Here is a 22,514-nt window from a genome sequence, read left to right on the forward strand (position 1 = left end):
CGCTCAGGACCGTCAGGCAGGCGGCGGCTCTTCGGCGTAAAGCTGAACCGGTTCTCGGTGAGACGCGCAAGACGTTACTCCTCAGGTTGCATTGCATGGGTCGACCCGTATGCGGTTCGCGGTCGACGGCGGATACGGGTAGTCGCATTCGCCACCCTCAATTGGCGTACTCCGAACGGCAATTGACAATAAGCGCCGTGTTACATGTACATGACGTTGGGGCGAATCCGAAAAAGAGGCCTGCGATTCGGGCCGGAAATAAATTTCCATGCCAACAGGACCCCGCCGCTTCATCAAAAATGCGTGGGGCCTATTTCTGCAGGGTTGTGATTTTCAGTCGGCTGCGGGCGGCCGGTGACCAGGGCCCACACTCTGCGGCGGCTACGGGAGTTGTCGGTCCGGACATGTGGTCGGAACGGAGATCACCGCACCGGTGACCTGTGATCATCCTGATCTCGGCAGCCTCGCCTGACAAGATCCGACGCCTGCGGGCCCGCGCAGTTGCACACTTGCGTAGCATCGGCGTGAACCTCGTTCCGATCTTCCGAGGAGTCGCTGATGGACGTGTCCTCCCTAGACGCGTTGTGGCCGGGCACCGGCCTGGGCGGCCTCGCCCGGCAAGCACTGGAATACCTGGTCGGCCATCCGGACGCGGAGGAGGAAGCGGTCGCGGCAGGGATCGGCGTGCCGGCCCAGGCGGCCCGGGACGCCCTGCGGTCCCTGGAGGCCGAACTCCTGGCCGTACGCGTCAGGGAACGGCCCACGCGCTGGAGCGCCAGCCCGCCCCGCTCCGCCTTGGGCGCCCTTCTCGCCCGTAAGCGACAGGAGTTGGCCAGGGCGGAGCTGTACGCGGAACAGCTCCACGAGGTCTATCGCACGGCCCCGGGCCGGCAGGTCGCCTCGGACCTTTTCGAGGTGGTCGAGAGCGATGAACAGGTCGGCGCCCGCTATGCACACCTTCTGAGGAGCAGTCACAAGGAGGTCCTGCATTTCGCGAAGCCGCCGTATGTGACCTCGAGGATCGCCCCTACCGACGCTTCCACCTCGGCGGGCTCCGCGGTCCGTCCCGGCGTCCGGCTCCGGTCCGTGTACGACAGCGACGGAATCGGGGACGACGGATGCCTGGAGGCGGCTCTCCGGGGCGCCGCGGAAGGGGAGTTGCGGCTCCTGTCCGGACTGCCCATGAAACTGGTCATCTTCGACGCCGTCGCGGCGATCATGCCGTTACGGAAAGACGATCCGGCCGCGGGCTCACTCGTCGTGCACTCCTCGACGCTGCTGGACGTACTGACCGCCCTCTTCGAGAGCGTATGGGAGCGCGCGGTGCCCCTGTCGCTGGAGAGCCGGCCCGTCTCGCCCGCCGCGAGCGCCGAAAGACAGGACGGCGTTCTCGACAGCCGGACGCGGGACATCCTGCGCCTGATGTCCGCGGGGATGAAGGACGACGCCATCGCCCGCGCGCTGCGGCTCAGCCGCCGGACCGTACAGACACATATCAGCGATCTGGGCAGACAGCTGGGCGCGCGGACCCGCTTCCAGATCGCGCTGCTGGCCCAGGAACGCGGCTGGCTCGGAAACCCGAAGGCCTAGGGTCCGTCAGGATTGGAGTTCCACTCGCCTCAGCATTGCACTTTCCGCGTGCACACAACCGGCGCCGACCCGGTGCGCCCGGTGCGCCAGGTTTCGCGGCGCCGCCTGCGTCGTCGTGACGCGGTGTCGTATCCGGAGAGGTACAGGGTGTGGCGGCGTAGGAGGAACTGCCCGGTTCCACGTGCCTGCTCGGCGACGCCTCGCATGTGGTCGCAGAAGCGGGTGAGACTCCGAGGGGTTCTCCTCGAATGCGGTCCCGTCGTCCAGGACAGTCGCGAGGAGGCCCCTGCCTGACGCGGCTGCACACGGATCACGAGCATCTGCCCGACAAGCCGTCATCAAGAGTTCCCACAGGTGTGCGGTTTCGGCGACGGTTCAGGGCGGGCCCCGGCGAGGGCTCCGGACGACGTGCGGCGGGCTCCGCCGACGTCTTTCGTCGGGTCGGCAGGGGCGAGGTCGGGTAGCCGGGTTCCTGCACCGACGCACCGGCTGTGGCCGCACGGGGCCCGACTCCCAGGGCTGACGCCTTCCACCCGTCAGGGGCTGCGACCGCCTTCCCACGGACCTGAGCCGCTCCGCCGGGCGGCATCCGGCAGATCCGCCACATCGCCCGCGAGCTCGTCCCTCCACCGTCGCCACGGTGACCCTCTTCCGAGAGGAATACGCTGTGCTCACCGCATTTGCAGAGGCAGTTCGCCGCAGAGCAAAACTCGTCCTGGTCCTCTGCGCTGTCGCACTCATCGCCGTGGGCGCCGTGGGTGCCGGCGCTTTCGGGCAGCTCAAAACCGGCGGCTTCGATGCGGAAGGCGCGCAGTCCACCCGCGCCGATGAGAGGGTGGATACCGTTTTCGGCGGCGCGCCCAACTTGGTTCTTCTGGTCAAGGCTCGCAATGGATCGATCGACTCACCCGCTACGGCAGCCTCCGGGGCCGGACTGGCCGACGATCTCGCCCAGGAAGGCCAGCCACTCCGCAGCCGCACAGCAACTGGTCGGCGACATCCGGGCGCTCCCCGCCCCGCACCGCGCCGCCGTCCTCGTCACCGGCGACTCCGCGCGGCTCGTCGACACCAACCACGCCATCGACACCCGACTTCCGTACGCCGCAGGCCTGGTCGGACTCAGCACGCTGATCGTGCTCTTCCTGTTCACCGGCAGCATCGCCCAACCGATCCGGGCCCTCGTCCTCAACGCCCTCGGAAGGACCGCGTCCCTCGGCACGATGGTGTGGATCTTCCAGTACGGCCACCTCTCCTCGTGGCTCGGCTTCACCCCGCGCCCGATGGACACAGCGATGACCATGGCCCTGTTCTGCATCGCCTTCGGCCTGTCGATGGACTACGAGGTGTTCCTCACCAGCCGCATCAAGGAACTCCACGACGGCGGCGCCGGCACCTTCCAAGCCGTCACCGAAGGACTGGCGCGCACCGGACGGATCGTGTCGACCGCGGCCGTCCTCCTCGCGGTCAGCTTCTTCGCCTTCGGCACCGCCTCGGTCAGCTTCCTGCAGATGTTCGGCCTCGGCTGCGGGCTGGTCATCCTTCTCGACGCCCTCCTGATCCGCGGCATCCTCGTGCCGGCCGCCATGCGCCTCCTCGGCCGCCACGCTTGGGCTGCCCCGCGCCCCCTGCGCCGCCTCCATGACCGCGTCGGACTCACCGACACCGAGGAACCCAGGGACCTCACTCCGGTCGGATAGCCGGCACGGTGCCGGTGCCCTTCTCCCCGTCGCCGGTCCAGTCGACCACGAGGACGGCCTCGTCTTCGTGAAGGTGCTCGACCACGTAGTCGCGTAGGTGGTCGCGGACGAAGTCGACGTCCCATGAGGGCGGCCGCCCGGCGGACTGGCGTCGGCTCGGCGGGGCACGCCACGGCAGACCAGAGTTCTTGGAGTCAGGGTGTGCCCGTGCCTGCCAGGACGAAGTCCGCACGGGCTGATTCGATTCCGTTGATCTGCAGGGAGATCGCGTGGGTGCCGGGGTAGTACCGGCGGGTCGTGATCGGCCGGAACGAGTGCTCCCGCGTCACCTGGATCCGCTCGCCCGGCGCGAGGGTGCGGGTGGTGAGTTTGAAGGTCTTGCCGGTCTGGCCGCCGTTGGCCTTGCGGTGGTGCACGATGTAGTCGATGGTCAGCCGTGCCTCGGTGTCACCGGTGTTGCGGATCGAGGCGGAGAAGTGGACGCTGCCGCCGAGCGGGATGGTGGTGTGGTCCAGGCGAGGCCCGTCGACCTCCACCCTCGCCGGGGCGAAGCCGAGCAGGTCGAGGGCTGTGGGGTGGCCGCGTTTGACGAGGGTGCGCAGCCCGTGGCGCACGAGGCGTCCGGCGGCCGCGTCGGAATCGTCCAGCCAGCGGCGGGCGGTGCCGACGACGAGGTCGGGGTGGTCCCGGCTGAGGTCGTTGAGATGGTTGGCGACCGAGCGGCGTACGTAGTCGCTCTCGTCGCGGTGGAGGGCGTCCAGGATGGGTACGGTCGCGCCCGGGCGGGCCTGGATGCCGGGCACCCGTACCGCCCAGGGAAGGTAGGGGCGGGTCCCCTCGGAGGCGAGCCTGCGCACGTGGGCGTCGGCCGACCCGGTCCAGTCGCTGATGACGTCCAGGGCCCGCTCAAGGTCGTGCCGCAGCAGCGTCCTGATGGCGAACTCCGAGGTGAGACGGCCGGTGAGCTCGGCGAGCAGCGCCATCGCGTCGTCGAAGGCCGCGGTGGTGTCTTCCTGGACCGCGCGGGTGGCGATCGCGCTGGTGACCGGCCAGATCAGCCATCCGGTGAAGTCTGCGGCGTTGTCCCGGGCGGTGCGTACGGTCCGCGCCAGCGTGGCGTAGTCGCCGGGCAGGTCCGCCAGCAGGGCATCGCGCAGCAGGTCGGCGCGTTCCCGCAGGGACAGCGGGGCGATCCGACGTGGCGCCGCACGCAGCGACCCGAGGTCGGCGTCCGGGGCGGCGATCTCAACGGCGCTCAGAAGGCTCTCGACGGCGTGGCGGCCGATGAGCTCGTCGGCGGATGGCATGCGGTCTCTTCCGTCATGGGAGGTGGTGCAGCGGTGGTGAGCGGCAGGCTGACGCTACTGCAACCGCTCGTGGCCTGCACGGGCCTGCTCGCCGTCTCGTCGGTGATGCCGGCGGCACCGGTGCGCGTGCCGGGTTGGCGCGGGCGACGGCGCCCTCGCAAGCGAGCGTCTCGGTGTCACGCGAAATCCGTGCGCCCGCGTCGGCGTTCGGCGGACGCGGGCGCACGACGGGCCTCAGGCACTCGGCGCCTGGGAGACGGGGCCGCGCCTCAGGGGGTGCCGGCTGCTACGAGGAGCGGTCCTGCGGCCATCCCTGTGCGTCGAATACAGCGATGGGATCCAGGTAGTCGCGCCAGTGCGTCACCTTGCGGTCCTTGATGGTCACGACGGAGACGAAGCGGTTGTCGTAGGGGCGCCCTGTCACCGCCGACGTGCCGTGGACCTCGTACTCCAGGACGACCGTCGAGGTCCTGGGGTCGTGGTGGACGTGGAGATTGTCCGCGCTGCGCAGCGTGACGTAGTCGCCGTAGTCGCTGTACAGGTCGATGATCCCCTGGCGTCCCTCGACCCGCCGGGGGTAGCCCGGCACGGTGATCAGGTACTCGAAGACCACGTCCTCGGCCAGCAGGTCGTAGTAGTCCTCCCCGTCGGCCAGGCCGTCCAGCCCTTCCTTGATGATGCGGAAGAACGGGCTGTTCGCCCCGGCCAGGGGAGTGTTGTCGTCGACGGTCTTGCTCACTTCGCCTCCGGGTTCCAGGCGTGGACGGTGCGCTCGGCGAACGCGCGGAAGGTGGTGGCCGGCCGGCCGGTGACCTTCTCGACGTCGCCGGTGGGCGTGGCACCGTTGCCGGTGATGACGTTGCCGGTGAGCCAGCGCAGCATGACCGCGTAGTCGGCGGGGGCGCCCGCAGCGAGCGCCCCGTTGATCCACATCTCCTGGTCGATGTCGTGGTAGGCGACGGACCGGCCGCTCACGGAAGCGATGATGTCCGCGGCCTCCTGGAAGGTGAGGGCCTGCGGGCCGGTGAGCGAGTAGACGGCGCCGGCGTGGGTCTCGGGGTCCAGGAGCGTCTGGGCCGCGACCGCCGCGATGTCGGCCGCGTCGACGAAGGCCTCCCTTCCGCCGCCGCTCGGGACCGTGAGTACTCCGTCGATGACGGGGAGGTGGTCGTCGGCGAAGTTCTGCATCACCCACGACGTGCGCAGGACCGCGTGCGTGATGCCCTGCCGGGACGCCAGATCGGCCTCGACGGCCGCGATGTCGACCTCCGTCGGCGCCTGGTCGGCGTTGTACACGCTCAGGTAGGTGACGTGGCGCACGCCGGCCACCTCGGCGAGGTCCAGGAAGGCTGCGACCTGGTCGGCGTAGCTGATACGCGCGGTGGGTGTCACCAGATAGAGGCGGTCGACGCCGTCCAGTGCGGCCGGGTGGGTGGCCGGGTCGTCCCAGTCGAACCGAACGTCCGCTCCGCTGCGCGCCGCGGTACGGGGGATGACTCCTCGCTGGGCGAGCGCGTCGGCCAGCAGCGGACCGGACCGGCCGGTGCCGCCGAGGATGAGTGCGATGGGTACTTCGTTGTTCATGACTCCATGCTCGAAGCCTGGAACAAGAGAATCCATGCGTGATGCGCTCGATTCTTTATGTCAGACTCTCACGCCTTGACCCTGGACGCTCGGGCTGGTCAAGCTGATCCCATGGACCTGCTCACCGACCACCTGGTACGGGCACGCGCCACCGGCGCGGTGTTCGCCCGGACGGTCGCCGAAGCACCGTGGGGACTGCGGCTGGGCGGTTCGATCCAGCTGTCGGTGCACACCGTCGTCCGCGGCCGCGGCTACCTCTGGCTGAACACTCCCGACAGCACCGTGGAGCTCATACCGGGAAGCGTCACCCTGGTCCGCGGCGGACCGGACCACTACATCGGACATGAACCGGGCGCCGCCTGCCTGGAACCGGAGGAATTCCGGGCACGCCACGCCCAGACGTTCCCCGGGGACAACCCGCGGGCCACCGTGTTCCTGTGCGGCGCCTACCAGTTCTCCGGCGAAGTCGGCAGCGGGCTCCTGGACGCCCTGCCGCAGGTCATGACCCTCTCCTCGGCCGACGACGATCCGCTGCGGGATGTGATCGGCCTGCTGTCCCGCGAACTGGTCCGCAGCGAACTCGCCCAGCAGATCGTCCTGGACCGCCTCCTGGACCTGCTCCTCGTCCTGGCCATCCGCAGCGACTTTCGCCGCAGTGCGACCGCACCGCGCTGGTACCGGGCGGCAGCGGATCCCCGGCTGGGAGCCGCGCTGCAAGCCATGCACGAGAACGCGGCCCACCCGTGGACGGTCCCCGAACTCGCCGACATCAGCGGCCTGTCGCGGGCCGCGTTCGCGCGGCTGTTCAGGGAGGCGCTCGGGCAGGCCCCGATGCAGTATCTGACCGAATGGCGCATGACCATCGCCCGCGACCACCTGCGCGCCGACGATCTCACCCTGCCGCAGATCGCCGACGCCGTCGGCTACGGGTCCTCCTTCGCCTTCGCCGCCGCCTTCCGCCGTCACCACGGAGAACCACCTGGAACCTGGCGCCAGAGAGAACGAGCATCCGCACAGACGCGACTGCTCACCACGCACCACGGCTCGTGAGCAGTGCCACGCCCTGGCGCCAGCGTCCCGGTCAGGACGCCTCCTGGACTCCGTACCGCCTGTGCCTCGTCGCGACGGGGCCGCGGCACGACCCGGTCGTCGGCGACGGCGAGCCGGGCGCAGGAAGCCGTCCCTCCTCGGCCCGGCCGCAAAACCGCGTGGTCCGCACCGATCACGCGGCAGGAAGTCGATGCCGCGGAGCGGATCATCGGACGCCCTCTGCCGGAACTGCTCCGCGGATCTACACCGAGGTCGGCAACGGGGCTTCGGGCCCGATGCGGGGATCGCTTCGCTGCCGCGCTCGTCACGCTGAAACGATCAGTCAGCTACGTGAGATGTCTTTCAGCCGAGAGCCGTAGAACGCCAGGTGGCGTTCCGCAGCGGTGGCCCAGGTGTGGCGGGCGGCGAGTCGGCGGCCCCTGGCCCGGCGCGCGGGGGTGTCGTCCGTGAGCGCGGCGCCGAGCTCAGCGGCGAGGTCCTGGTGGGTGGTCGCGAAACGGGCGGCGCTGTCGAACACCTCGCGCAGAACGGGCAGATCGCGTACGACCAGCGGAACTCCCGCGGCGAGTGCCTCCATCGCGGCGAGGCCGAAGCCCTCCTTGACGGAGGGGAAGGCGAAAGCGGAAGCGGCGGCCACCAGGGGCGGCAGCTCGTCCTCGGCGACTTGCCCCAACACGACCGGCTCGACGCCGAGTTCGGCTGCGCGTGCCTTCCAGTGGGCCCGGTAGTCGCGGTAGTCGAAGAGGGTCTCGCCGCCCGCGATCACCAGCCGTACCTCCGGGTGTGCGGAGCGCAGCAGGGCGTACGCCTCCAGCAGGTCCAGCGAGCCCTTACGGGGTTCGATGCCACCGACGGTGAGGACGTAACGGCCCAGACGGGCACGCCAGTTCGCGCGGGCGGCCGGCTCGGTGGTGGCGAAACGGTCGTAGGCCACTCCGTTGGGAATGACCGCCGCCTTGATGCCCCAGCCGTCGGCCAGTTCCGTGGCGACGGCCGCCGACACGCAGATGTGCGCGTACGGCTCGACGATGGCCCGCTCGTGGCAGGCGGCCAGTTCGGGGGTGGTGAAGTGGTCGATGTGGTGGACCGTGCGGACGCAGCGGCCCCCGACCGCGTTGGCGCTGATGCAGTCCTGGGCGTGGACGACGTCGTACGCCATCGCACAGGGCTCGAAGGCCGTGCCCAGGACGGCGATGGAGCGCAGGATCCGTTCGCCGACGGACTCCTCGGGCGGGCCGTCCGGGAACGGCACGATCCGCAGCCGTACGGCGGGGTCGACCGGCCGGAAGAAGCCCGCGTCGCCGCCGCGGCCCAGCGTCCACACCGTGACGTCCTGCCCGGCCGCGGCTAGCGCCTCGGCGAGGGCGAGGGTGTGGACGACGCCGCCGCGCGGCTTGGTGGAGTAGCTCAGCAGGGCGATCTTCACGTGCGGTCCTCCCGGTAGGCGCCGGGCCGGCGTTCGTCGAGGTGGCGCAGGATGCGGCGGGCGCGGTCGATCTCCTCGGCGACGTCGACCTCGGCGACCGCCAGGCCGGCCTTGGACCAGGTGCGGGCGAGGATGTCACCGCCCGGGCCGACCACCTTGGACTGGCCGAGGAACCGCATGCCGCCCATGGCGCCTGTCTGGTTGGAGGAGGCGAGGACGACCTGGTTCTCGGCGGCGCGGGCCTGGTCGTACAGGTCGAAGAGCTTGGCCTGGCGGTCCTGGGCCATGCGCGGGGCTCGGTTGGTGAGGGACGTGGGCCAGGCGGAGAGGCAGGCGAGGATCTCGGCGCCGTCCAGCGCCAGAGAACGGGCCGACTCGGGGAACGTCTTGTCGTAGTCGATGAGCATGCCGATGCGGCCGACGGGGGTGTCGAAGGCGTCGAAGCGGTCACCGGGCGCGTAGGCGGCGACCTCGCCGGCCGGCAGGTGGACCTTGCGGTGGCGGCCGAGGACACCGTCGCCGGTGACGCAGACCGCGGCGTTGTAGCGCTCGTCGCCGCCGTCCTCGCAGTAGCCGAGGCAGACCACCATCTCGGCGGCCAGACGGGCGACCTGGAGGATCAGCGGGTCCTCCGGCTTCAGGGCCGGCGGCAGGGCCTCGGTGTCGGGGTGGCGCAGGTCGGCGAGGTAGCCGCCGAGCGCGGCGTCGGGCAGGACCAGCAGACCGGCGCCAAAGGCGCGCGCGTCGTCGATGAGTTTGCCGATGCGGGCCAGGTCGAACTCCAGGTCGCGGCCGAAGTGGGCGGCCGCGGCCGCGATCCGGATCGTGCTCATGCGCTGACTGCTCCCGTGGGTACGTCGTAGGTCTCGGGCCGCCGGTCGCGCAGGTGCCCCATCGACCGCCGGGCGGTCTCCAGTGCCTGTACGACGTCGAGTTCGGCGACGGCGATGCCGGCGGCGACGCCCGTGTCGGCGAGGATCTCGCCGCCGGGGTCGACGACCTTGGCGCTGCCGACGAAGCGTAGCGACCCGAACGTGCCCGCCTGGTTGGCCGACAGCCACACGATCTGGTTCTCCAGCGCGCGGGCCCGGTCGAAGAGGTCGAAGCGGCGTTTCCAGCGGTCCTCTTCGAGGCTGGCGGCCGCGTTCGTCCGGGATCCCGGCCACGCGGAGACACAGACCCCGATCGCGGCGCCGTCGAGCGCGAGCGCGCGGGCGGACTCCGGGAACGCCTTGTCGTAGCAGATCATCATGCCGATCCGGCCGACCGGGGTGTCGAAGGCGTGGAAGCGGTCCCCGGAGGAGTAGCTGGCGTCCTCGCCGAGTGGCTGGTGGACCTTGCGGTGGTTGCCGAGGACGCCGTCGCCGGTGACGCAGACGACGCTGTTGTAGCGGGCTTCCCCGGCCGCTTCGCAGTATCCGGCGACCACCGTCATCTCCCCGGCCAGGGAGGCCAGTCGGCGGATCTCGGGCCCGTCGAGCCCGAGCGCGGGCGGGCCTTCGTCGAGTTCGGCGGAGTCGTCGAGGCTGAGCAGATACCCGCCGAGGCACGCCTCGGGCAGCGCCAGCAGGCGTACGCCCTCCTCCCGGGCTTCCTTGATCAGCCGTTCGGCTATCTGGAAGTCCTCCTCCAGATCGCGGCCGAACTCGGCGGCGACGGCGGCCATACGCAGGGTGGTCATGCGGTCCCCATCCCGGTCACGGTGGACATGACCGCTTCGGTGATCTCTCCGTCGGGCCAGCGCAGCCCGACGCCTTCTCCTTCGGTGAGCTCCCCGCACACCGCACCCGTGGCGGGCCCGGCGGGCAGGGGCGGTGCGCCCGGCTCGTCGGCCGTGAGCATCGCGAAGCCCGGGAAACAGGTGAGCCAGTCGCCCACGGAAGCACCCCCCGGCCGGGGCACGGCGGCCACGTCGAGCACCGCGCGGCAGCGGCTCGCCTCGGCGAGCATGCCGAGGGTGCCGGCGATGCCCGCCATCGACACGTCCTTGGCGGCGGCGGGCCGCGCGGCGGCCACCGCGCCGGTCATAGTGCGCAGTTCGTCGCTACGGCGGTGGCTGGTCGAGTCCCACTGGCGGCCCCGGTAGCCCGGGCGCCAGCGGCCGCCGAGGTCGGCGGTGAGCCGTACGGCGTGACCGGGGCGGCCGCCGCCACCGGGCACCGGCCGGTCGGTGCGGCCGAGCGCGGTCACCGACAGGGCGGCCGGGACGCCGAGCTGGGTGTGCCCGCCGAGCACCGGGATGTCGTACGCCTGTGCCGCCCGGGCCAGTCCGGCCAGGATGTGGGCGGCGTGCGCGGCGTCGCGAGCGCCCACCGCGTCCAGCAGCCCGAGCGGTGCGGCGCCCATCGCAGCGAGGTCGTTGACGTTCACGAGGACCGCGCACCAGCCCGCCCACTCGGGGTCCCGTTCGACCATGGACGGCACGATCGCGTCGCACGCCGCGATCATGTCGGTGCCGGGGACGGGGGCGCCGTCGTCACCGACGAAGCCCGGGGGAGGCGCCAGCGTGGTGAGGAGCGCTCCGAGGGGCGACTTCGTGGCCGCCGCGAGGGCGGCGATGCGGCCGATCGGCCAGCGCATCAGGACGTGCGGCATGCCCGCGACCGTCGTGTCCCGCACCCGCTGCCAGCCGAGCCGCCGGAACAGCACCTCGTTGCGCGCCTGGACGGTCGCGTCGAACCGCAGCACGCCCTCGGCCTCGGCGCGGGCGCAGGCGGCCCGGACGAGCGCCGCGCCGAGGCCGTGCGGGCCGCGGGCCCGGCGGGCGACGACCAGGCGCCCGCCCTGCCACCAGCCGAGGTCGGGGCCGTCGTCGACCGGGCAGAGACGCACCCCGCCGACCACGGTGCCCTCGGGGTCCTTCGCGACCAGGACGACGGTCCGGGGGTCGGTGTCGCGGTCGTCCAGGTCGTGCTGGGCGAAGAGCCCCTGCTCCTGGACGAAGGCGGCACGGCGCAGCTCCCGGTAGGCGGCCGTGTCCGCCGTGCCGTCCGCCTCTTCGATCCGGAAGGCGGGCCGTCGGGCGAGCGTGCTGCGGTCGCCCAGCAGGGCCAGGATGTCCTGCGGATCGTCCACGGTCGGCGCGGCCACGGAACCGTCGAGGTTCACGGCGCTCACCCGCCCGCTGCCCGAAGCACACTGCACGCCCCGCAGGCCGCGCAGCCGGCCCTCTGGTCGGCGCCGCTCATCCCGGCGGCGCGCAGCTTCGCGGCGACGCCCTCGGTGACGTACGTCAGGAGTTCCGCGCCGGGTGCCCCGACGCCGTCGCGGGCGGCGAGGGTGCCGCTCATCGGGCGGAACGGGACGACGAACGGGTACACCCCCCGGTCGATCAGCCTGCCCGCCCCGGCGACGAGTTCGTCGGGATCCTCGCCCAGTCCGACGAGGAGGTAGGTGGAGACGCGGTTCGGTCCGAAGACGCGCACCGCCTCGTCCCACGCGGCCTCGTACTCGGCCGGCGGGACCGTCGACTTGCCGGGCATCCAGCGTCGGCGCACCTCCTCGTCGAGGGACTCGACGTGGATGCCGATGGCGGTGGCCCCGGCGTCGTGCAGGGCGCGGATCCAGCCGAGGTCGCCGGGCGGTTCGCACTGCACCTGGATCGGCAGACCGGGCACGGCCTCCAGCACAGCCCGGACCGACCGTACGAGGTTGCGGGCGCCGCGGTCGGGTCCGGTGGTGGTGCCGGTGGTCATCACCATCTGCTTCACGCCGTCGAGCCGTACGGCGGCCTCGGCGACCTCGGCGAGCTGCGCCGGTGTCTTGGCGGCCACCGTGGCGCCCGAGCGCAGGGACTCCTCGATGGTGCAGAAGCGGCAGCGGTCGGGCTCGGCGTAGCGGATGCAGGTCTGCACGACGGTGGTGGCCAGGACGTCGGAACCGTGCAGGCGGGCGATCTGCTCGTAGCGGACACCGTCGGCCGTGGTCAGGTCGTAGAACTTCGGTCGCTGAACGGCGGTGAAGGAGATTCCGGTGTCCTCGTCACCGAGCCACACCTTGCCGTCCCGCACGGAGTAGGGACTGTGGGGGTTGCGGGGGAGGGCGGCGTTGGCACCGTCGACGAGGACGTGTCCGTCGTCGCTGGGCCCCGCGCCGTCCGGCCGCCGCACGGGCGCGTCCGACGCGACGCCGCGCAGGGCGAGTTCGGCGCGGGTCATGATCCGCACGTCCACCGCCGTACCGCTGTCACCGGTGCCAACGCTCACGTCGTACTCCCTACAGCTGGTAGGTGGAGTTGATGATGGCGCCCTTGCGCGCGTAGTGGATCAGCGCGTCCTGGACGTCCAGAGGGTGGGTCGGGATGACGCCCTCGATGAGGTCCTCCTCGCGGGCGCCGTGCAGGGAGAGGCCGAAGCGGCAGCAGTAGACCTTGCCGCCCTCGGCGATGAAGGTCTTGAGCTGGTTGTTGATGTTGTGCTCGCCGGGGAAGGCGGAGTTGCCGGTGGTCGGGAAGCCGCGTGTGGCGAGGCAGTTGAGGGAGCCGGGGCCGTAGAAGTAGATGGCGGTCTCGAAGCCCTTGCGCAGGGCGCGGGTGGCCTGCAGGACGGCGACGAAGGACACGGACGACTCGTGCGCGATGCCGTGGACGAGGGTGAAGTAGGTCTCGCCGTTCTCCGCCTGGTAGTCGGGGAAGACCTTGGTCGAGCCGTAGATGCTGGTGCCCTCGGGGAGCGAGGGGTGCGGGATCTCGTCGAGGGACTTCTGCTCGACGTCGGAGAGTTCCGCGGTGACGACGGATTCGGACATGACTGTCTCCTTGTGCGTACGAGAGGGAGTAGCGGCGGTCAGTCGTAGAGCGTGGCGAAGGTGTCCCGGAAGACCAGGTCCCCCAGGGCGCCGCCGCCGGTGGCCGCGGCGAGGCGGGCGTACTCGCCCGTGAAATCGCCCCACGGCTGGTCGCTGGCGAAGAGCACCCGGTCGTGGCCGATGCCGCGGCGCTCGATCTCCTGGGCCAGCCAGCGGGGAGTGAAGCCGATGGCCCAGGAGAGATCGGTGTAGACGCGCTTGCCGGCGTCGATCCAGTCGAAGAACCGGGAGCCGGCGAGTTTGATGTGGCCGCTCATCCCGCCGCCGAAGTGCACGAGATGGACGGGGACTTGATCGGCATACCAGTCGACGAGGTGTCCGACCTCGTCGATGTCGGAGGCGGCGCCGGGAGAGGTGTGCACATGGACGACAAGGCCGTGCCGGGCGGCCTCGGCGAAGATCCGGTCGAGCTGGGGACGGCAGGCCGGGTCCGTGGGCCGGCCGCCGAGCAGGAAGCTCAGCTTGAGCGCCTTCACACCCGGCTCACCGGCCAACGCCAGTGCCTGATCGGTGCGTTGGGCGTCCTCCGGGCGTGGCGAGACCCACAGACCGGCGCGGATCCGGTCGTCGCTCTGCGCGGCCTCGATGGCCAACTCGTTGAAGGAGAAGGCGATCGCCGGGTCCGGGACGCCGTAGTTGGGGATGACCAGGGCGCGTTCGGTGCCCTCCGCGTCCAGGTCGGCGATCAGCTGCTTGACCGTGGCCCGGGCCGTGGTGTCGGGGCTGACGGGGGGACCGCCGTAGAAGGGATACGCGGGCAGGACACCGATGTGGCGGTGTGCGTCGAAGACCATGGGTGTACGGCCCTTCAGCCGATCGGGAGGGCGGGGGCGACGCCGGCGGGAGCTCCGGTGAGGACTCCGCACACGTCGGCCGTACGGCGTCCCGCGTCGATGTGGTCGGCGAGGAACTCGGCGTCCCGGCCCACCGCCTCGAATCGTCCCGAACCCCAGGAGTGCTGCCAGGGCAGCCCCAGGAAGTACAGGCCGGGGACGTTGCTGATGCCCCGCCAGTGCATGGGGTAGCCGCGTCCGTCGAAGGCCGGGATCTCGATCCAGCGGTGGTCGCGGGTGAAACCGGTCGACCAGACGACGGAGGTGATGCCGGCCTCGGTCACGTCCAGGGCGCGGGGGTGCTCGGACGGTTCCCACACCGGCATGTAGCGCGCCTCGGTGGGGGCGTCGATGCCCTGCGCGGCGATGTGCCCGTCGATGGCGTCCTTGATGCCCTCCGCGACCGCGTCGGCATGGTCGAGGTTCACCTTCAGGTCGTCGGCGAACTCCATGCGCGCACCGCTGATCTCGGTGAGCCTGCCGTACAGCCGCATCCCGTCGTGGGCAAAGGCCCGCAGATCGATGTCGCGGCCGCCGTCGCGTCCGGTGACGTAGTGGTTGACCCGCATGCGCACCGCGTCGGCGTCGTCGAACACGTCGATGGGCTTGTCGTAGTGGCCCATGTCGTCCAGCCACGCCACACAGTCACGGCCCCGGTAGAACCGGGCGACCCGGGGGGCGCTGCCGACGGCGAGGTGCACCTGCCGGCCGGCGAGGTGGAGGTCCTCGGCTATCTGGCAGCCGGACTGACCGGTGCCCACCACGAGGACGGCGCCTTCGGGGAGCTGGTCCGCGTTGCGGTAGCCCGAGGAGTGGAGCTGTTCGACGCCGGCCGGCAGCCGCTCGGCCATCCGCGGGATCTTCGGCGTGTGGTACGGGCCCGTCGCGACGACCACCTGGTCGGCGGTGAACCCCCCGGCCGTGGTGGTGACGTCGAAGACGCCGTCCAGCGACCGGCGAAGGCGGGTCACGGACACGCCCTCCACCAGCGGCGGCTGGAAGGACGCGACGTAGTCCTCCAGGTAGCGCACGATGTCGTCGCGGACCATGAAGCCGTCCGGGTCGCTGCCGGCGTAGGGGTGACCGGGCAGCTTGCACTGCCAGTTCGGGGTGACCAGGCAGAAGGAGTCCCAGCGGCGTTCCCGCCACTCGTGTCCCACCCGGTTCGCCTCGACGACCACATGGTCGACACCGCGCTCGCACAGGCCGTGGCTGATCGACAGGCCCGCCTGGCCGCCGCCGATCACGGCGACCGTGTAGTGGGCCCCGGCGAGGCGGGGCGCCGCGCTCACCTCGGGATCCCGTCGGCGTCGAGAAGAGCCTCGACCGTGACCTTGCTGTCGGCGGGGAAGGCGCGGTGGCGCACCGTCTCCTCGATCTGCTCCAGCTGGCCGGAGGCGCCGGTGCAGTAGAAACCGAACTTCTCACGGACCCGCTCACCGGCGATTCCGAGCGCCGTTCGACTGCGCTCCAGGAAGTCGGCCAGTTCGTATGTGTCGCCGGCCGTGAAATACTCCTCGACGACCGTCGAGGGAGAATAGCAGCGCTGGGTCGTATCATCGGGCCAGCGCACATCGAAATACATCTCGGGCATGACATCCTCCATGCCGGGCGCCGGGTTGTCGGCCCCTCGCCGCTGCGTGTGACCATCACTTCAGCCAGCCGCGATTACCGAACCAGGTCATCCGGAATAAGGGGAAGTTACGGAATCCTCACGGTCAACAACGGGCGCTGGACGCGGATTTGACCCACAGGCAATAAATGCTTGTCCCGGAGCCCCCGGAACCCGGTGACCTTGATTTCCTGCTTTTGCCAGGGTGCTCTTCACGGCCGGTCAATTCCCATCGGCCGCTTCCTCGACGAGGCGGAGGAGCGACACGTGGGCGGGGTCGTCGGTGAGGGTGCGGTGCCAGATCGGGCTGACGGTGCAGCTCGGCATGGGCAGCGGCGGGGCGGACGTCGCCAAGCCCAGGTCGTCGGGGTACGCGGTGGCCGTGCGTGGGGGGCGGGGGCGCGAGTTGGAGGGCGGCGCCTGCGACGTTGGTGGTGGAGGCGATCACCCGTCGGTCGAGCCCACGTGCCTCCAGGAGGTCGTCGACGGTGCCGCGCCTGCCGTCGTAGGAGACCGGCGGTGGGGATGGGCCAGGCAGTCGTCAAGAGGGATCGGAGTCCGCGGCGGCAGCAGGCCGCGAGCATCGACACGACGATGGTGACGGGGATGTAGTGCGCCGCGGTCGCTGCGGCCACGTAGCCAGGCCGCCTCGCGGGTGCGGCGGTCGGCGACGGGCGGCACCGCGTCGAACCCCTTGGCCAGGTTCCAGGGGCCCTTGTGCCCGGTGGCGGCACCCACCTGGAGGTTCTCCTCGACGGTGAGCGACGGGAGGAGCCGGCGGCCCTCCGGGACCACGCAGACTCCCCTGCGGGCTCGGAGGATCCGGCTCGGCTGTGACGTACTCACCGGGCAGGCCGATCGTGCGGCGGAACACCGTGACGCAAGCGATGTCGTCTCGAACTGCCCGCGAACTCCGGCAGATCATCGGCAGGCTTGATGACGTCTGGAACCAACCCTCAACGCCGTACGAGGTGGACAGAGGATAAAAAGACAAGCTAAGGGCATGTCGGGGTTGTGGCGGACGTCTGAGAGGTCTTCCGGGAGGCGGAACGGGCACAGCGGCCCAGGGAAGGACCGAAGGGCGGACGGCGGCGGCGATGCCGGAGCGGCGCTCACTGCAGCCAGCCGCGGCGGGCGGCCTGGGCCGCCGCCTGGAAGCGGGTGGCCGCGCCCAGTTCGGTCATCAGGCGGTGGATGCGGCGCTGGGTGGTGCGCTCGCTCCAGCCCTGGGTGCGGGCGATGGCCGCGTCCGTGCAGCCGGACGCGAGCAGGCCCAGCAGGGCACGCGTGTCGGCGTCCGGGCCGTCGCTCCGCGCGGTCGGCGGGGTGGTGTCCCGCAGCGGGGTGGCACGTTCCCACTCGGCGTCGAAGAGTGCTTCCAGCGCGGCGAGAATGGGCGAGCGGTGGATGAGATAGGCCACGGAATGGCCGCCGGTGGCGAGACTGAAGGGGATGATCGCCGAGCGGTCGTCGGCGATCACCAGTTTCAGCGGCAACTCCGCCCGCACTCTGGCTTCTTCACCGGCCCGCACGCTCGGCAGGATGTCGTCGCGAAGCCGGCCCGGCCACGCCACGGCGGCCCGGTCGTAGATGACGCGATGGGCGACACCGGTGTGCTGCCGCCGGCGCTGGTTCTCCAGATCGCTGCCCGGGCGGTTGACATAGGGGGGCCGGTCGAAGGCGCGTATGCGGTGCTGTGCGCTCCCGGTGAGCCGCTGGAAGGCCGCATTGATGTCCTCGTGACCGGTGAGCAGCTCCACGGCGATGCTCGGGTCGCTGATCCGGTTGGCCTCGCGATGCGTCTCGGCGAGCTGCCGGACCAGGGAGCGGGCCGTGTCGAGCCGGCGCTCGCTCTCCCGGATGAGCTCGGTGACGGCCACGTCCGGAGCGGCGGCCGTGAAACGAGGCGGGCGGCCCGCCGACCGGATCGCGAGGCCGTTCTTCACCAGGGCGGACAGATGACGGCCGGCCACCGCCGCACCCATGCCGCAGGCTTCGGCGATCTCCGAGGCGCTGCCCCGGGGCAGCCCGACCAGGACGGTGTAGACCAGCTGCGATCCGTCGCTGAGGCCGACGACGTCAAGTTCCATTTCCAGCTCCGGTATCCGCTTTCCACCAGCCGCCACCTGCTACGACGTGGCCACCACGCCATCCTCGCGCACGGTCCGCTCCCGCCCGCGTCCGCCCCTGGGCCAAAGGCGGACCGTGTCGCCCCGCGGCTCCCGTGGCCGATCTCTGCCAGCTGACGGAAGTCCGCCACGGCCCCCATCTTGTGCCGGCTCCCAGGGGTTGACAGATTCCCCACGCGTCGGCGCCGTTCAGACGGCCGACACCCTCTCTTTCCCCGATCTCCTCACGCAAGAAGTGGAGTGCCCATGAAACGGCGGAGACGAGCGGTCGCTCGTGGCGTCGGCGCCATAGCCACCGCGGCCCTGCTGCTCGGCACGCCCGTGCAGTACGCGGCCGCGTCCGGAACGGCTGCCACAGCGTCCGGCCCCGGCTCGAAGGACGCGCCTGCCGCGCCCGCCCCGTCAGCCGTGCCGGGTGCCTCCGCACTCGGTCCCCTGGGCTCCTTCCTGAAGCCCGATCCCGTGCGGACCAAGCCGGCCGGCCCCCACCAGGTCCTCGTGGTCCTGGGGCCCGACGCCCAGGTGACCGGCGAACCGAAGGGCGGGCGGAGCGACCTCCGGGTCCGCACCCCGCTCACCTCCGACGCCCGGGTGAACACCGCCCTGCGACGCGCCCACGCCGTCTCCATCCGGCCCCTGCTCCCGGGACTCACCGCCGCGCAGGGCCGCGAACTGCACTCGGCCGCCCGGGCGAAGCTCGGCGCCGGCGCGGTCGACCTGTCCCGGGTCCAGGTCGTTCAGCTGGCCGGTGGCGACGCCACCGCCGCCGCCCGGACACTGGCCGCGGCACCGGGCGTCGTCTACGCGGAACCCGACCAGACCGTCTCGCCGATGAACACCGGCGCCGTACCCCTGCACGCACCGGGAACCGCGACCGCGACCGGCGGTGCCGACGTCGACGGACGTGACACGCCGAAGGCGCGGCACAGCGGCACGACCGGCTCCGACGGTGTCCCCGGCAACGCCGCCCTCGCCACCTCGACGCAGAGCTTCCTCAACGCCGGCGGCGTCGACGCCACCGGCGCCTACAGCCTGCTCAAGCGGAAGTTCGGCCAGCTGCCGGGCACCGGAGAGACCATCACCAACGTCTCGATCGGCGACCTCACCGACGAGACGACGCCGAACCTCGGTTCGACCGGCCCGACGACCGTCCTGCACGACGGCCGCCGGTACCTGGACGTCCCCACCATGCCGCTGATCCCCACCTACACCGCCGACGCCACCGGCGCCCTCGACCCGGCCGGCTCGACCCAGGGACAGGACCCGGCGCTCGGCGAGGTGCTCCTGGACTTCTCCGTGATGGCGCCGCTCCCGCACGAGGCGCAGCGCCCGGGGATGCAGGGCAGCGGGGACTCCGACCTGCTGGGTATCGCCCCGGGCGCCAAGTACCGGCTCGTCGTCCCGCAGGAGCCGACCTTCAGTCAGATCGCCGTCGCCCTGCTGGCCGCGGCCCGGCAGACACCGCGGCCCGACGTGATCACCGCCAGCCTGGGCTACGGCACCGACGCCTACGGCATGCCCGGCCGTTACCTGGAGGACGACCCCGTCCAGCAGTCGGTGATCGCGTCCATCGTGCGGCAGTACGGCATCACCGTCGTCGTCTCGTCGAACGACGGCACCCGCCTGTACACCAACGCGGCCGTCGGACCGGACGGCGGCAGCACACCGACCGACGTGACACGCAAGCCCGCCGACACCACCCGTATCGGCGACGACCAGATGTCGACCACGCCCACCCGGGTCCTCGACTCCGGGGCGATCGCCGCGGGCGGCACGACAACCGACGACACGCTGTCCGTTCCCCCGCAGGACGGCGGCGCGGCCTCCTCGGCCGGCACCTGGGCGACCACCCGGCTCAACGGCTCCGGTGTCTTCTCCTCGGGATTCGGCACACGCGTGGACGTCTCGGCGCCCAGTGACGGCATACCCGCCTTCGAACACCAGGGCCAGACCGCGCAGTCCGTCGCGGAGGTCCTCAGCGGCGGCACCTCCGCCTCCGCCCCCGAGATCGCGGCGGCCGCCGCGGTCGTCCTGCAGACCTCGCGGCTGACCGGCCGGCACCCGTCACCCGACGACGTGCGCTCACTGCTGGAGCGGACCGGTCGCGCCGTGCCCACGCCGCCGCAGATCGACCGGCCGCTGCACGTGGGCCCGCAGCTCGACGTCACGGCGGCCGTCCAGGCCGTACTGGCCGAGGCACACGGCAAACTCGCCGACACCGGAGCGGCCAGGATCGTGCGGCTGTCCGTGGCGCATCGCCAGACCATCGGCGGCCTCGGCGGCAGCTACCTGGAATCCACCGATCCGGACCGCGTCGACCTGGCCGGCCCTGGCACGGGGTCCGGTGCCACCGGGGAGGGCCTGGTGGGCCCGGTGACGATCGGTGCCGACGTGACCGGCCTGACGGGAGACAAGGGCGTCGAGTACGTGCTGCGCATCGGGAAGCGGGAGTTCACTTCCGCCACTCCCGCGGTACGGCTGACGCCCACCCAGATGCTCACCGCGGCGGGGCTGCCCGTCGCCTCCACGACCGACCGCCGGCTCTCCCTCACGTTCGAGGTGCGCCACGGCCGCCAGGTGCTCGCCTCCGCGCACCACGAGCTGACCTTCGGCCCCACCGACGGGGGATACGCCGAGGCACTCGCCCCGGTGGTCCAGCCCGTGGTCGAAGCGGGCCACTCGGTGCGGGTGCGTTACGACCTCAGCGGCGTGCGCAACGTCAGCTCGCCCGAGCTGGTCGTGTCGGGGGTCGGCCACTTCAGCCCGGCGGCGGCTCCCATTTTCTCAGCTTCCTACAGCGTTCCGCTGACCGCACCGAGCGGGACGGTCACCGTCCCGGCCGGCGCGTTCACGGCGGGCGGCGGCATCTACGGGATCGGCGTCGTCCAGAATCCCACCGGCGGCGCCAGGGGCGTGCCGGTGTACGGGGAGTTCGCCTCGGTCCGGGTCGACGGCGCAAGCATCGCGCAGCGTCCCGACGCACCGGCGCTGGGCGCCGAGCCGTCCGGGGGGCCGTCCGCCGGATCCGGGCATCTGCTGGAGATCACCCGGGCCGCGCCCCGGTTCTCCGTGAGCTACGACGTGTCGCGGGTCCGGGGCGCGACCGGCACCCTCCTGGAGTTCTCCGCCCCCGGCCCGAACATGTACGGCTCCTACAACCTGGTCAGCAACCAGAACGGCACCGTCCGGGACCACGACGGAGTGGACAGCCCGGCCACGCTGCACCGTTCACTGAAGGGCACGCGGGGCACGGCGAAGCTCGACGCCCGGGCGCTCAAACTGCCCTCGTCCGTCGCCTACGACGTGCGGGTCTTCGCCGTCGACAGGAGCGGCGGGATTCTCGGGCAGGCCTCGCCGACGTCCTTGCTGGCCTACGACGACGGACCGGCCCCGGACGGCACCAACCTGACCGACTTCGCGATCGTCCCCGGAGGAACCTCGGTCGCGTCGGTCGAGAGCCCCACCGGCGAGGGCTCGGTCTACGACTACGACGCCGCCGACGGAACCTATGGGCGCAAGCTCACCGGCGACCCCGCCTACGGCTCGATCTACGAGGTGTTCGGCGTCGACTCCTCCCACCACGTACTCGTGCTGCACAAGCAGACCACCACCGGCGAGCAGTGGCTGGAGACCTACGACACGGGCACCGGTGACGCCGTCGGACGTCCCGCCCGCGTCGACGACCAGTACGTCGTGACCGGCGGGCGCGTGGACGACGAACGCCATCGGGCCGCCGTGCTGGCGACCCGCGCCGCGGACGGGGCGAGCTTCGTCCTGCCCGTGGACACGGCGACCGGCACCCTGGGCACGCCTCTCCAGCTCGACTCCACCGCGGTGCGCGGCGCCCCGTACGGGCTGCTGGAGCTGGACCGTACGACCGGTGTCTTCACCGCGCAGAAGACCGGGTCCACCGTCAACTGCCTGGCCGGGAGCGGCTCCGGCACGGTGGCGGAGGTCGACCTGGACACGGCAACGGTCACCCAGGCCCCGGGCGGAACCCCGTGCGCCGGAGCCCTCGCCTCCGACGAAGAGGGGCACTTCTACGAGACGTGGTACCACTCCATCAGCGTCAACTTCGCCGGCACCGGGTATCTGGCGCAGCTGGGCGGCGGTGACCCGGTCAACGTGGGGGCGGCTCAGGCACCCGTCGCCCTCGCGGTCGACGGCCGGCACCACCTGGCGCTCCTCGGCTTCCGCTACCCGGACCTGCAACCCACGGGAGGCTTCCAGCAGTACGGCTTCACCGACAACAACGCCACCGGCCGCATCGCCGTCGTCGACCTGAGGTCCGGCAAGACGGTGGAAACGGTCAGCGGCGTGGAGTACCCGCTGTTCGGGGCCTACAACGGACGGCTCGACTCGCATCACGAACGCGCCGTCCAGCTCGACCCGGCCACCCGCACGGGCTGGACGTACGCGGGCGACGGCAGCCAGATCCAGCAGTTCTCCTACTGATCGGGTCCACCGGTCGGCCGTCAGG

At 71.3% G+C, this 22,514-nt stretch carries 18 protein-coding genes and 1 pseudogene; 4 read left to right on the top strand and 15 right to left on the bottom strand.

Annotated elements, in window-relative coordinates:
* Positions 1-558 precede the first annotated feature (558 nt).
* Entirely contained in the window at positions 559-1,590 is a 1,032-nt protein-coding gene (locus BLW82_RS41715; RefSeq protein ID WP_093507529.1) for a helix-turn-helix transcriptional regulator, read from the top strand.
* A 959-nt stretch (positions 1,591-2,549) separates the two neighbouring features.
* A pseudogene (locus tag BLW82_RS41720) lies at positions 2,550-3,287 on the top strand (MMPL family transporter); the annotation flags it as partial.
* 194 nt (positions 3,288-3,481) lie between these two features.
* On the opposite strand, the gene BLW82_RS41730 reads toward BLW82_RS41720, so the two are convergent.
* The 3 genes from BLW82_RS41730 to BLW82_RS41740 all read right to left on the bottom strand — a co-directional run bounded on the left by BLW82_RS41730 (position 3,482) and on the right by BLW82_RS41740 (position 6,178).
* Positions 3,482-4,594 carry a DNA alkylation repair protein gene (locus BLW82_RS41730; protein ID WP_093507533.1) on the bottom strand — a complete coding sequence of 371 codons (1,113 nt, stop codon included), beginning with the start codon at positions 4,592-4,594 and terminating at the stop codon, positions 3,482-3,484.
* A gap of 286 nt (positions 4,595-4,880) precedes the next feature.
* Complete coding sequence (locus BLW82_RS41735; protein WP_093507535.1) at positions 4,881-5,333, bottom strand: nuclear transport factor 2 family protein; 453 nt, start codon at positions 5,331-5,333, stop codon at positions 4,881-4,883.
* The gene (locus tag BLW82_RS41740) at positions 5,330-6,178 is read right to left on the bottom strand and encodes an NmrA family NAD(P)-binding protein (RefSeq protein ID WP_093507537.1); all 849 of its coding nucleotides are present in this window, start codon (positions 6,176-6,178) and stop codon (positions 5,330-5,332) included. Before BLW82_RS41740 ends, BLW82_RS41735 begins: the two co-directional genes overlap by 4 nt.
* Positions 6,179-6,289: 111 nt before the next feature.
* On the opposite strand from BLW82_RS41740, the gene BLW82_RS41745 reads away from it, so the two are divergent.
* Positions 6,290-7,228 (top strand): AraC family transcriptional regulator, encoded by a 939-nt coding sequence (locus BLW82_RS41745; protein WP_093507539.1) that lies wholly within the window; start codon positions 6,290-6,292, stop codon positions 7,226-7,228.
* 322 nt (positions 7,229-7,550) lie between these two features.
* On the opposite strand, the gene BLW82_RS41750 is transcribed toward BLW82_RS41745, so the two are convergent.
* The 12 genes from BLW82_RS41750 to BLW82_RS41800 form a co-directional block, all read right to left on the bottom strand.
* Positions 7,551-8,654, bottom strand: coding sequence for an MSMEG_0565 family glycosyltransferase (locus BLW82_RS41750; RefSeq protein ID WP_093507541.1), 1,104 nt, complete (start codon positions 8,652-8,654; stop codon positions 7,551-7,553).
* On the bottom strand, positions 8,651-9,487 hold the full coding sequence (locus BLW82_RS41755) for a carbon-nitrogen hydrolase family protein (RefSeq protein ID WP_093507543.1): 837 nt from the start codon (positions 9,485-9,487) through the stop codon (positions 8,651-8,653). The genes BLW82_RS41750 and BLW82_RS41755 overlap by 4 nt, the downstream gene beginning before the upstream one ends.
* Positions 9,484-10,335: a carbon-nitrogen hydrolase family protein gene (locus BLW82_RS41760; RefSeq protein ID WP_093507545.1), complete on the bottom strand. Its 852-nt coding sequence runs from the start codon at positions 10,333-10,335 to the stop codon at positions 9,484-9,486. The genes BLW82_RS41755 and BLW82_RS41760 overlap by 4 nt, the downstream gene beginning before the upstream one ends.
* Positions 10,332-11,762, bottom strand: coding sequence for an MSMEG_0567/sll0787 family protein (locus BLW82_RS41765; RefSeq protein ID WP_177233236.1), 1,431 nt, complete (start codon positions 11,760-11,762; stop codon positions 10,332-10,334). The genes BLW82_RS41760 and BLW82_RS41765 overlap by 4 nt, the downstream gene beginning before the upstream one ends.
* A 5-nt stretch (positions 11,763-11,767) precedes the next feature.
* Positions 11,768-12,859 (bottom strand): MSMEG_0568 family radical SAM protein, encoded by a 1,092-nt coding sequence (locus BLW82_RS41770; RefSeq protein ID WP_256216144.1) that lies wholly within the window; start codon positions 12,857-12,859, stop codon positions 11,768-11,770.
* Positions 12,860-12,869: 10 nt separating this feature from the next.
* A complete protein-coding gene (locus BLW82_RS41775; RefSeq protein ID WP_059193510.1) occupies positions 12,870-13,400 on the bottom strand; it encodes an MSMEG_0572/Sll0783 family nitrogen starvation response protein in 531 nt (176 codons plus the stop codon).
* Positions 13,401-13,438: 38 nt separating this feature from the next.
* Complete coding sequence (locus tag BLW82_RS41780; protein ID WP_093507547.1) at positions 13,439-14,254, bottom strand: amidohydrolase family protein; 816 nt, start codon at positions 14,252-14,254, stop codon at positions 13,439-13,441.
* Positions 14,255-14,268: 14 nt separating this feature from the next.
* Positions 14,269-15,585 carry an MSMEG_0569 family flavin-dependent oxidoreductase gene (locus BLW82_RS41785; RefSeq protein ID WP_093507549.1) on the bottom strand — a complete coding sequence of 439 codons (1,317 nt, stop codon included), beginning with the start codon at positions 15,583-15,585 and terminating at the stop codon, positions 14,269-14,271.
* Positions 15,582-15,887 carry an MSMEG_0570 family nitrogen starvation response protein gene (locus tag BLW82_RS41790; protein WP_093507551.1) on the bottom strand — a complete coding sequence of 102 codons (306 nt, stop codon included), beginning with the start codon at positions 15,885-15,887 and terminating at the stop codon, positions 15,582-15,584. Before BLW82_RS41790 ends, BLW82_RS41785 begins: the two co-directional genes overlap by 4 nt.
* Before the next feature lie 240 nt (positions 15,888-16,127).
* Positions 16,128-16,259, bottom strand: a complete 132-nt coding sequence (locus BLW82_RS45955) for a hypothetical protein (protein ID WP_256216145.1) — start codon at positions 16,257-16,259, stop codon at positions 16,128-16,130.
* Between the two features lie 90 nt (positions 16,260-16,349).
* The gene (locus BLW82_RS44780; protein WP_177233237.1) at positions 16,350-16,700 is read right to left on the bottom strand and encodes a P-loop NTPase family protein; all 351 of its coding nucleotides are present in this window, start codon (positions 16,698-16,700) and stop codon (positions 16,350-16,352) included.
* A gap of 317 nt (positions 16,701-17,017) precedes the next feature.
* A complete protein-coding gene (locus BLW82_RS41800) occupies positions 17,018-17,995 on the bottom strand; it encodes a helix-turn-helix domain-containing protein (RefSeq protein ID WP_093507555.1) in 978 nt (325 codons plus the stop codon).
* A gap of 285 nt (positions 17,996-18,280) precedes the next feature.
* On the opposite strand from BLW82_RS41800, the gene BLW82_RS41805 reads away from it, so the two are divergent.
* Positions 18,281-22,489, top strand: a complete 4,209-nt coding sequence (locus BLW82_RS41805) for a S8 family serine peptidase (protein ID WP_093507557.1) — start codon at positions 18,281-18,283, stop codon at positions 22,487-22,489.
* Positions 22,490-22,514 lie beyond the last annotated feature (25 nt).

This window comes from Streptomyces sp. Ag109_O5-10, assembly GCF_900105755.1.
Classification (GTDB): Bacteria; Actinomycetota; Actinomycetes; order Streptomycetales; family Streptomycetaceae; genus Streptomyces.